Raw genomic sequence first — 11,937 nt, forward strand, 5'->3', positions numbered from 1 at the left:
ACTAGTGTTACTTTTTTGTAAAATTAAACTCTAGAAATATGTTAAATAAAATCATAGCGTTTTCTATTAAAAATAAACTAATAATAGGCTTATTTACTTTAGCCCTAATTATCTACGGTATTTTTGAGGTTAGAAAACTCCCCATAGATGCTGTTCCTGATATTACAGATAATCAGGTTCAAATCATCACTGTGTCTCCTAGTTTAGGAGCTCCTGATGTGGAAAGATTCATCACTTTCCCACTAGAACAGGCCAATAATAATATACAAGGAATTAAACAAATCCGAAGTTTTTCCCGCTTTGGTTTGTCTGTAATTACCATTGTTTTTAAAGATGATGTAGATATACACTTGGCTCGTCAGCAAGTATCAGAAAGGTTACAACAGGTATCCAAAGATATTCCAGCTGAATTAGGCGTTCCTACAATGGCACCCATTACCACTGGGCTTGGAGAAATTTACCAATATGTAGTTCGTCCTAAAAAAGGCTACGAGCACCGTTATGATGCGATGAAGCTCCGTACCATACAAGATTGGGTGGTAAGAAGACAACTCCTTGGAATAGAAGGTGTGGCCGATGTTGCTAGTTTTGGAGGTTATCTTAAACAATATGAAATAGCCGTTAATCCTTCTCAACTAAAGGCGATGGGCGTTACAATGCAAGAGGTTTTTAACGCTTTGCAAAGTAACAACCAAAATACAGGTGGAGCTTACATAGAAAAAGGTCCTACAGTATTATTTATCCGCACAGAAGGTTTGGTAGGTAAAATTGAGGATATAGAAAACACTGTAGTAAAAACACTTCCCGATGGGACACCTATCTTAGTAAAAAATATAGGTAATGTAGGCTACGGTAGTGCCACTAGATATGGTGCTATGACCTACAACGGTAAAGGCGAAGTAGCTGGTGCAGTGGTAATGATGATGAAGGGAGCTAACTCTAACCAAGTTATCAAAAATGTAAAAGAACGTATTGATGAAATCCAAAAAACACTACCAGAAGGTGTGAAAATAGAACCTTTCTTAGACCGTACAAAAATGGTAAACAACGCCATAGGTACGGTACAAAAAAACCTTATGGAAGGGGCTTTAATTGTAATTTTTGTATTGGTTTTATTTTTAGGAAACTTCCGTGCAGGATTTTTGGTAGCTTCAGTTATACCACTCTCTATGTTATTCGCCATTATAATGATGAATATCTTTGGAGTAAGTGGTAATTTAATGAGTTTGGGGGCATTAGATTTTGGTTTAATTGTAGATGGAGCGGTAATTATTGTGGAAGCAGTATTACATAAACTCCACGAGTTAAAGAAGTCTGATAAGTCTGAGCTTTCTCAACAAGAGATGAATAATGAAGTAGAATCTTCTGCTGGAAAAATGATGAATTCTGCTGTTTTCGGACAAATCATCATCTTAATAGTTTATTTACCAATACTTACACTACAAGGGATTGAAGGTAAAATGTTTAAACCTATGGCACAGACGGTAGCGTTTGCACTTTTAGGAGCGTTTATTCTATCCTTAACTTATGTACCTATGATGAGTAGTTTGGTATTGAGTAAAAAAGTAAACTTCAAAAAGAATTTCTCTGACAAGATGATGGAGAAAGTAGAAGCCTTTTATGAGAAAACTTTAGCCAAAATCCTTAATCGTTCAAAAGTAGTCGTTATTGCTATTTTGGCATTGTTTGTATTCTCGGTATTCATTCTTACGCGTTTGGGTGGAGAGTTTATCCCAAGTCTTCCAGAAGGAGATTTTGCGGTAGATACCAGAGTGCTTACAGGAAGTAATCTTAAGACTTCCACAGATGCTGTACAAAAATCATCTCAAATTTTACTAAAAAAGTTCCCCGAAATAGAAAAAATTGTAGGCAAAACTGGTAGTAGCGAAATCCCTACTGACCCAATGCCTATTGATGCAAGTGATATGATGGTAATTCTAAAACCTCGTGAAGAATGGACTTCTGCTAAAACCTATGAAGAATTATCAGAAAAAATGTCTGCCGAGCTTAAAAAGAATATGTTAGGTGTAACCTATTCTTTCCAATATCCTGTTAATATGCGTTTTAACGAACTTATGACGGGAGCTAGACAAGATGTGGTTTGTAAAATATTTGGTGAAAATTTAGATACTTTAAAGGTTTATTCTGAAAAACTAGGAGAAATATCTAAAGGTATTAAAGGAGCTCAAAATATCTATGTAGAGCCTATTTCTGGTATTCCACAGATTGTAATTTCATACAATAGAGCTAAGATAGCACAGTATGGTGTTAATATTAGTGAAATCAATCGTATTGTAAATACGGCATTTGCCGGACAGTCCACAGGCTCCGTTTATGAAGGCGAAAAGAGATTTGACCTCGTGGTAAGACTTAGTGGAGAGCAAAGAAAGAATATAGATGATGTTAGAAACCTACTGATAAGCACCCCTTCAAGTACTGAAATCCCGTTAAGCGCCATCGCTGATGTAGAATTAAAGGAAAGTGTTAACCAAATCCAAAGAGAGAACGCTCAACGAAGAATTATTGTAGGCTTTAATGTTAGAAACCGAGACATACAAACTACGGTAGCAGACTTGCAAACTCAAGTAGAACAAAAACTAAAATTGCCACCAGGCTACTTCATTAAATACGGAGGAACTTTTGAAAATCTTCAACAAGCTAAAGCAAGGCTATCAATAGCTGTTCCTGCAAGTTTACTTATGATTTTCTTAATGCTTTATTTTGCGTTTCGTTCTATTAAATATGGTATGCTCATTTTTACGGCAATTCCGTTATCTGCTATTGGGGGAATTTTGGCTCTTTGGCTTAGAGGAATGAATTTCAGTATCTCTGCTGGTGTAGGGTTTATCGCTTTATTTGGTGTAGCGGTACTGAATGGTATTGTACTCATCGCCGAATTTAATAGACAAAAAGACTTACAAACCTCTTTAAAAGATGCCGTGAGAGCTGGTGGTAAAAATAGACTTCGCCCTGTACTAATGACGGCTTTCGTGGCTTCGCTAGGATTCTTACCTATGGCAACAAGTACAGGAGAAGGTGCCGAAGTACAACGTCCGTTAGCAACAGTAGTTATCGGTGGACTTTTATTAGCTACATTTTTAACGCTTTATCTTCTACCAATTCTTTACATTTGGTTTGAAAGTAAAAAAGGATTAAAAATTAAAAAAGTAAAGGCTTAACCTAACTATCAACTTTTTAATAAACAGAAAACAATGAAACTAAATATAAAATTCGTATTGTTATCTTCTGTGTTTTTTGGTGGTATTGCCAATGCACAAGTTAAGATTAGCTTAGACGAAGCTTATCAGAAAGCTTTGGAGCACAACTTGACTCTCAAAAATGCAGAGTTAAAATCAAAATATCAAGAGAAAATAAAGAAGTCTTTTTTAACAATAGACCCTTTAAATATATCAGGAGAATATGGACAAATCAACTCATCGTATAAGGATAATAGATTTTCTGTCTCTCAAGGATTTAGACTTCCTAGCGTTTATCAAAAACAAAAACAACTTCTACTAGAAGAATGGAAAACCAGCGTAATGCTTTCTTCGTTAGAAAAGTGGCAATTAAAAAGAGAAATAAGTCTAATCTATAACCAGTTGTGCTATTTAGACGAAAAAGAAGCCCTACTGAAAAAAATAGAACAGATTTATCAGCAGTATTTTAGCAGAGCTAATCTAAGGTTACAGAAAGGAGAATCTAACATTTTAGAAAAAACTACCGCAGAAAACTTTAAAGCACAAGCAGAAATACAAGTAAACAACATAAAAAAAGATAGAGAAATAGCTCAAAAACAGCTAAGTTTTCTAATCAATGATGGGCAAGTATATACTAATGATTTTCAAGCTCTATCTATGATGAGTGTTGCCCACTTATCAGAAGAACCCCAACTACAAAACAATAGAGTTTTGGAAATTATGAACCAACAAAAAAATGTGGAAATGGCTAGACTTGCTACGGAAAAGTCTAAACTCCTTCCCTCTTTCAATATTGGTTACAATACTATGACTATGTATGGTATGGGTGCTGATAACTTGCTTTATGACCACTCCACTCGCTTCCACTCGGTGGTCGTTGGGGTGTCTATTCCTATTTTTAATTCGGCTCAAAAATCTATTATTTCTGGACAAAAAATAAATCAGGAAATAGCAGAAAACCAATGGAAATTAGGACTTAACAATCTAAAAAGACAATATGTAGAACTCAATAATGCTTACAATAAGTTAAAAGACGAAATTAACTACTACCAATCTAAAGGTCTAGAAAATTCTGAAACTATCATTAAAACGGCTAATCGCCAATTATATGAAGGGCAGATTAACTACCTAGAGTGGAGTTTGTTAATGAACCAAGCATTAGATATACAAAATATGTATATAGACAAGTTAAAGGAAATTAATGATAGAGCTATAGAAATCAATGCCATATTAGATAACTCTCAATATTAAATCTCATGAAAAAAATTATAATAATACTTAGCATAGGGAGCTTCGTTTTGTCTTGCTCTAAGAAAGAAAACACTACGGAAGAACCTGCATTTGAAGTTTCTGCCAATCAGAACGAAATTACACTTACCGATGCACAAATGAAAAGCGTTGGGATACAAACCTCTTTATTATCAGAGCAGGAAATTTCTTCTAAAATTACTCTCAATGGTAATATAGATGTTCCGCCACAAGGTATGGCTAGCGTATCTTCACCTAGTGGAGGTTATGTAAAGTCTGCGAAGTTTATGCCTGGAAATTTTGTAAATAAAGGCAATGTTTTAGCGATATTAGAAGACCCTAATTTAGTTCAGCTACAGCAGGATTATTTGTTGGCAAAGTCCAATTTTGGGTATGCAGAGAAAGACTATCAACGTCAAAAAGACCTTAACCAAAGCCAAGCAAGTAGTGATAAGGCGATGCAAATGGCTCACACAGAAGCTAAAAATCAAAATATTTCTATCAACGCTTTAGCAGAAAGACTTAGAATTTTAGGGGTAAACCCTAATAAAATCACACCTCAATCTATCCAAAGAAGTGTAGCATTAAGAGCACCAATATCGGGATACATTACAAGGGTAAATGTAAATATAGGACAGTATGTTTCTCCTGTGGATAAATTATTTGAAATAGTGAACACTCAAGATACTCATCTTGTATTAAAGGCTTTTGAGAAAGACTTACCGTACCTCAAAATAGGTCAGAAAGTGTATGCATACGCCAATCAAAACCCAGATAAAAAATACACAGCCTCTATTATTTTAATTGGTAAAAATTTTGATTCGGACAGGAGCGTTCCTATACACTGTCATTTTGTTGGTGAACAGCCAGATTTAGTCCCAGGCTCTTTTATGAATGCTGATGTAGAGGCTAATGCTCAAAACAGTTTATCTGTGCCAGATGATGCCGTTCTTACTTGGGAAGGTAAGCAGTATATCTTTGAAGAAATAAAGCCAAAGACATTTAGAATGGTACCTGTTACTATAGGAAATTCAGAAAACGGTTATACCGAAATTTCGGGAGACTTAACCAAACTTATGAATAAAAAATTTGTTACTAAAGGAGCTTATAACCTCCTTATGGGACTTAAAAATGTAGAAGAATAAAAAGGAATAGTAGGAAAATAAATGTTACTAAAAATTTCATTACTGTTTATAGGAACTATATTAGCATTTTGGGTTAGTGCGATTTGTGGTGGCGGAGCTAGCCTTATACTTATCCCGATACTCAATTTGCTATTACCTTCATCTGTAGTTCCTTTTTCATTAACGATAGGAACTTTTACCAGCTCTGCTTCTAGGATTGTGGTATTCAAAAAACATATTAGTTGGAAAATATTTTTTTGGTTTGTGCCCTTTTCTATTCCTGCTGTCTTTTTGGGAGCATTTTTCATAAAGTATATCAATCCTGTTTATTTACAATTGGTGGTAGCTTTGTTTCTTATAGCAAACCTACCCCAGCTATTCAAATCAGGAAAACAGCAAAAACAAGACGAAAAACCTTACCCTAAATACATACTAGGCATTATAGGTTTTTTAGCAGGTTTTGTATCTGGTATTACAGGAGCTATAGGACTATTATTTAATCGTTTTTATCTAAAATACGGATTAAGCAAAGAGGAGATTGTAGCAACTAGAGCAGCAAATGAAATTTTTTTACATCTTATTAAAATCATCATCTACATTCTATTGGGGTTATATTCTAGTACGGCAATTTGGTTGGGTGTGGTAATCGCTATTTCGGCTATTATCTCTTCCTACACTGTCAAATTTGTACTTCCCTATTTAAGCGAATTTATTTTTAAGAAAATAGGTTATGGAGCTATGGTTTTATCTGGTTTTGTTTTACTTTTTACTACCTCTCAAAAAATCATTGCTCAAGATAACATTAAACTCTCAAAAAATAATTATGACAATAAAAGTGAAATTCATTTCAAATGGAGAGAAAGTGCTTTTACACTAGAGTATGCTATAGATGGAGACTTAGAAATAGAACGCCCTATATCACCTGATGAACTTCCTCCTAACTTATTTAAAGAATATCAAAAATTATCAAAATCTTACGATTATATAGATTTGGAAAAAGTTTTTAAATTTAACAAAAAACCAAGCTACGAATTTTACTGCTATAAAGGAAATGAACTAAAAAAATATAAATTAAATGAACAAGAATAATACAAACAAAAATATGACAACTATTGAAAACTATTTAGACAGCCATTACATACACAGAAGCAACTGGCTACGGGCAGCCGTACTGGGTGCTAATGACGGTATCATTTCTATTTCCAGTTTAGCGATAGGAATTGCTGCTGCAAGTACTACAAGAGAGCCTATCGTTCTTGCCACTGTGGCAGGTCTAGTAGCAGGAGCTCTTTCTATGGCAGCAGGAGAATATGTTTCTGTAAGTTCTCAAACTGATACCGAAAAGGCTGATATTGCTAGAGAGATTAAGGAATTAGAAGAAAACCCAGAATTGGAACTTCAAATTTTAGCTCAGATTTACGAAAAAAGAGGTCTGAAAAAAGATACTGCTTTACAGGTTGCGAAAGAATTAACGGAAGCTGATGCTTTGGCGGCACACATAAGAGACGAGCTGGGCATCAATGAGATTAGCCAAGCTAACCCTACACAGGCGGCATTAGCTTCAGGAGCTGCATTTACCGTAGGAGGTGTATTGCCTCTTCTAGTAACTTTATTTACTCCTGTAGAAAATATGGAGTACTTCCTTTACGGATTTACCATTATTTTCCTTGTTATATTAGGAACTATTTCTGCAAAAACAGGTGGTGCTAATGTAGTAAGAGCCGTATTAAGAATCACACTTTGGGGAACTTTAGCTATGGGATTATCGGCATTAGTAGGTTATTTATTTGGTGTTAATATATAATAAGTAAGTTCCATTAAAAATTATACTTAATAGACTGTCTTTTAGATAGTCTATTTTTAGTTAAAATATTTGCCTCTTTAGGCTTAGGAATTTAAAAACTAGCCGTTGTTAATCTAATATCTTTTTATTGTAGCTTCGTTGAGTATTTTATACACCACAGGGTTGACTTTAAAATGATTATGTTCTTGTAGAACAAATTTCGTCAACTCTTTTTTTATTTTCCAAAAAAGCTTAAATCAGTTTAATATAAATCATTTAAACTTTACCTAAATCATTCAGGATAATCTCTACTGCTTTAGGCAGTATTTCATACTCTATCTTGTGTACTTTAGCAGCTATACTTTCAGCGGTATCATTAGGAGTTATTTCAACTTTATCTTGTAAGATAATGTCTCCTTCATCTATTCCAGAAGTTACAAAATGTACCGTAGCACCCGTTTCCTTTTCTCCTGCTTCTAATACGGCCTCGTGAACATTCATTCCCCACATACCTTTACCTCCGAATTTTGGTAATAATGAGGGATGCAAATTAATCATTCTACCCTGATACTCTTCAGTTAATGGTGATTTTATGATAGATAGGAAACCCGCTAAAACAATCAAATCCACATCTTTAGGAAGTCGCTCTTTTAATTCAGAAGAAAAGTTTTTTCCTCTTTTAATCATTAAAGTTTCTATTCCGTGGTTACGAGCCCGTTCTAAACCATAACAATCTCTATCTGCAACCACCATACTTATTTGAGCGTTGCTAATTTCTTTGTTTTCTATTGCTTCTATCAATCTTTGGAGGTTACTCCCCGAACCAGAAACTAGGACTACAATATTTTTCATATTCTTAGACAAGTCTAGTGTAGTACAATTTTTTCTGAATGCTCTTCTATAACACCTATCTCGTAAGCATCTTCAACAAGAGATAATACCTTATCTTTATCCGCTGAATCTACCACAACTACCATACCCACGCCCATATTGAATGTGCCGAACATTTCCATTCTTTCCACACTACCTCTTTTTTCTAATTCTAGCATAATTTCAGGGATTTTTATTCTTGAGGTATCTATTTTAGCACATAATCCATCAGGTATAATTCTAGGAACATTCTCTATAAGTCCTCCGCCTGTAATGTGTGCAATTCCTTTTAAATCTACCTCTTTCATTAGTTTATGAATAGGCTGATAGTATAACCTTGTAGGTTCTAAAAGAGTCTTATAAATAGGCTCTCCATTGAACTCTTCATAAAAATCAGGAAATACTTTTCTAACTAAAGAAAAACCGTTAGAATGAAAACCAGAACTTGGCAAAGCAATAATAGTCTGACCCTTTTCAATTTTAGAACCATCTATAATTTGGTCTTTCTCTACAATTCCCACACAGAAACCTGCCACATCGTAATCGCCTACTTGGTACATTCCTGGCATTTCGGCAGTTTCACCACCAATTAAAGCACAATTGTTATCCTTACAAGCCTTTACCATTCCTAAAACTATTTCTGCTGCTACATCTGCATCTAGTTTTCCACAAGCCAAATAGTCTAAAAAGAACAAAGGTTGAGCTCCATGACACAAAATATCATTGGCACACATCGCAAAACAATCTATCCCTATAGATGAATATTGTTTGGTATCTAAAGCGATTTTCAGTTTTGTTCCTACTCCATCTGTACCACTTACTAAAACAGGATTTTTATAATTAGAAATTTCATAAAATGCACCAAAACTCCCTAAATTATTAAGTACATTTTTATTGTGAGTTTCAGCTACGGCAGATTTTATTTTATCTACGGCTTTGTATCCTTCTTCCTTATCTACGCCAGCAGATTTGTAAGTATTACTCATTTTTAACTTTTTATTTTTTTATTAGTCCACAAATATAATGAAAAACGAGAAATTATTTATAATGTACTAAAAAAGACTTGAAATGTATATCTAATTTCAAGCCTTAATCTTAATGTATTAAAAAAGTATCTGATTAGTATTCAAATAAGACACTTCCCCAAGTGAATCCACTACCAAAAGCAGCAAGACAAACCAAATCGCCTCTTTTTATTCTTCCTCTTTCTACAGCTTCGCAAAGAGCAATCGGAATAGAAGCAGCCGTTGTATTACCATATTTTTGTATATTGATGAATACTTTATCTTCAGGTAATTTAAGTAATTGCTGAACATACTGTGCAATTCTAATATTAGCTTGGTGAGGTATCAACATATCTAAATCCTCTACCCTTTTCCCCGCTTTATCCAACGCTTCCAAGATACTTTCAGGGAAACGAGTAACCGCGTGTTTAAACACAAAATTACCATTCATATAAGGGTATAGCTCTTGCTTGGTAATTGCATTGGTATCGTTCAGTAGGCGGTCGCTCCAACCGTGTTTAGTACCTGGAAATTTCACGGCTAATTCTTCTGCATATTTCCCTTCAGAATGCATATTAACTGCTAAAATGTCTCCCGAATCTTCAGAATTGGAAGCTGATAGAACCATTGCTCCTGCCCCATCTCCGAAAATAACGGAAACACCTCTACCTTCATCAGAAAAATCTAATCCAAAAGAGTGTATTTCGGCACCTACAACTAATATATTTTTATAAACATTTGCTTTTATAAAAGCATCGGCCACACTCATAGCATAAACAAAACCAGAACATTGGTTTCTAACATCTAATGCTCCTATAGTATTACAACCTAACATTTCTTGCAAAAGCACCCCACAACCAGGGAAATAATAATCTGGAGATAGTGTAGCAAAGATAATATAATCTATATCCTTAGCCTCCAATCCTGCACTTTTAATTGCTTTTTCCGCAGCCTTAAAACCTAGATAAGCCGTAGTTTCTTCTGTATCATATCTATTTTTACGATGTCTTCTTTCTTTAATCCCTGTTCTCTCTGTTATCCACTCATCATTAGTGGTCATTAGTTTTGATAAATCATCATTAGTTACTACATTATCAGGAACATAATAGCCTAATCCTTTAATAATACTTTTTTTCATAACCTAATTTAAAATAACAAAAGTAATGTTTTGATAATAACCTTCAAAATGTTTTGGATTATTTAGTCTTAATACATACAAACTATTAAACCAAAGTGTTTTGTGAAAATTTTTAGATTTAGGTCTAAAATACTAACTTTGCAAAAACCTAATCTAATGAATCTAAAAAAAGAATTTTTCCTAGAATGTTATCAACTAGGAATTATCAAATTTGGAAAGTTTACACTAAAAAGTGGTATAGAAAGTCCATTTTATGTGGATTTAAGACCATTAGCTTCTAACCCTAAAATTCTGAAAAAACTAGCTTCTTACCTTCTGAATCTCACAAATACGCAAGATGCAGATTTGATATGCGGTGTGCCCTATGCGGCGCTGCCTATGGCAACAGCAATGTCTTTAGAGAGTGAAATACCACTTATCATTAAAAGAAAAGAAGCTAAAGCCTATGGTACTAAAAAACTAATAGAAGGAATTTATAAGGAAGGACAAAAATGTCTTTTAGTAGAAGACGTAATTACTAGCGGCAAATCTTTGCTTGAAACTATCCCTGAAATTGAAAAAGAAGGGATTAAAGTAACCGACATTGTAGTAGTGCTAGATAGAGAACAAGGCGGAAAAGAATTATTAGAAAAGCAAGGTTACCGTGTGCATACACTATTTGGAATAAGAGAAGTATGCGAAATACTTTACCAAGAAAATTTATTATCAGCAGAGGAAATAACGCAAATAAATCAGTTTTTAGACGGAAATCCGATTCAGTTTCAAGAGAAAAAGAGACTTTCTTATGAGTCTAAAATTGCTCACGCTAAACAGCCCGTTGCCAAAAGATTATTAGAAATAGCCTTAGAAAAACAATCTAACCTTATAGCTTCTGCTGATGTTATTACAACTAAGGAACTACTAGACTTTGCCGACAAGGTAGGACCTAATATCGTAGCTTTAAAAACGCATATTGACATCATTACCGATTTTGATTTTGACAATACCATACTTCCTCTCAAAGATTTAGCACAAAAGCATAATTTCTTATTGATGGAAGACCGAAAGTTTGCGGATATTGGGAACACTCAAGAGTTACAGTATTCTTATGGAGTGTATCGCATTTCGTCTTGGGCTGATTTAATTACTTCACAAGTGATTGGCGGAGCATCTTCATTAGATTATTTCTTAAATTCGGGTGTGATTGCCATTTTAGGAATGTCCTCCGAAGGTACGCTTACAGATGCTAACTATCGTGAAAAAGCTATTAAAATTGCACAAACGCACCCTAATGTTATAGGTGGCGTTTCTCAAGATGCTTTACCTGAAGAGATGCTTCTTTTCACGCCAGGTATCAATCTTGAAGACAAAGGCGATTCTAAAGGACAACAATACAACACACCTGAATACGCCTTTAAAAAACTCCATACCGATTTTATAATCGTAGGTAGAGGTATTTACAAATCTGATGACGCAGAACAAGCCTCTCTAAAGTATAAAATAGAGGGTTGGAAGGCTTATCAAGAATCGTTATAATAATCACAAAGAGCTATTATAGAAATATTTATGATAGCTCTTTTTCCCTTTTATATCA

At 34.4% G+C, this 11,937-nt stretch carries 9 protein-coding genes; 6 read left to right on the forward strand and 3 right to left on the reverse strand.

Features of this window, described 5'->3' with window-relative positions; genetic code table 11:
• The first annotated feature begins 38 nt into the window (after positions 1-38).
• Genes D1003_RS01455 through D1003_RS01475 form a run of 5 tightly spaced genes read left to right on the forward strand, consistent with a single transcriptional unit; the run spans position 39 to position 7,373 of the window.
• Positions 39-3,179, forward strand: coding sequence for an efflux RND transporter permease subunit (locus D1003_RS01455; protein WP_153935433.1), 3,141 nt, complete (start codon positions 39-41; stop codon positions 3,177-3,179).
• 33 nt (positions 3,180-3,212) lie between these two features.
• On the forward strand, positions 3,213-4,448 hold the full coding sequence (locus tag D1003_RS01460; RefSeq protein WP_153935434.1) for a TolC family protein: 1,236 nt from the start codon (positions 3,213-3,215) through the stop codon (positions 4,446-4,448).
• Positions 4,449-4,453: 5 nt separating this feature from the next.
• The gene (locus D1003_RS01465) at positions 4,454-5,590 is read left to right on the forward strand and encodes an efflux RND transporter periplasmic adaptor subunit (RefSeq protein ID WP_153935435.1); all 1,137 of its coding nucleotides are present in this window, start codon (positions 4,454-4,456) and stop codon (positions 5,588-5,590) included.
• A 21-nt stretch (positions 5,591-5,611) separates the two neighbouring features.
• Positions 5,612-6,658: a sulfite exporter TauE/SafE family protein gene (locus D1003_RS01470; protein ID WP_153935436.1), complete on the forward strand. Its 1,047-nt coding sequence runs from the start codon at positions 5,612-5,614 to the stop codon at positions 6,656-6,658.
• 13 nt (positions 6,659-6,671) lie between these two features.
• The gene (locus D1003_RS01475) at positions 6,672-7,373 is read left to right on the forward strand and encodes a VIT family protein (protein ID WP_185148326.1); all 702 of its coding nucleotides are present in this window, start codon (positions 6,672-6,674) and stop codon (positions 7,371-7,373) included.
• A gap of 255 nt (positions 7,374-7,628) precedes the next feature.
• On the opposite strand, the gene purN is transcribed toward D1003_RS01475, so the two are convergent.
• From purN to D1003_RS01490, 3 genes are all read right to left on the reverse strand, one after another.
• The gene (gene purN / locus D1003_RS01480; protein ID WP_153935438.1) at positions 7,629-8,204 is read right to left on the reverse strand and encodes a phosphoribosylglycinamide formyltransferase; all 576 of its coding nucleotides are present in this window, start codon (positions 8,202-8,204) and stop codon (positions 7,629-7,631) included.
• Positions 8,205-8,218: 14 nt separating this feature from the next.
• The gene (gene purM, locus D1003_RS01485) at positions 8,219-9,208 is read right to left on the reverse strand and encodes a phosphoribosylformylglycinamidine cyclo-ligase (protein ID WP_153935439.1); all 990 of its coding nucleotides are present in this window, start codon (positions 9,206-9,208) and stop codon (positions 8,219-8,221) included.
• 133 nt (positions 9,209-9,341) lie between these two features.
• The gene (locus D1003_RS01490) at positions 9,342-10,364 is read right to left on the reverse strand and encodes a 3-oxoacyl-ACP synthase III family protein (protein WP_153935440.1); all 1,023 of its coding nucleotides are present in this window, start codon (positions 10,362-10,364) and stop codon (positions 9,342-9,344) included.
• A 156-nt stretch (positions 10,365-10,520) separates the two neighbouring features.
• Between D1003_RS01490 and D1003_RS01495 the strand changes: the two genes are divergently transcribed.
• A complete protein-coding gene (locus tag D1003_RS01495; RefSeq protein WP_153935441.1) occupies positions 10,521-11,879 on the forward strand; it encodes an orotate phosphoribosyltransferase in 1,359 nt (452 codons plus the stop codon).
• Positions 11,880-11,937 lie beyond the last annotated feature (58 nt).

This window comes from Riemerella anatipestifer (assembly GCF_009663465.1).
Lineage (GTDB): Bacteria > Bacteroidota > Bacteroidia > Flavobacteriales > Weeksellaceae > Riemerella > Riemerella anatipestifer_C.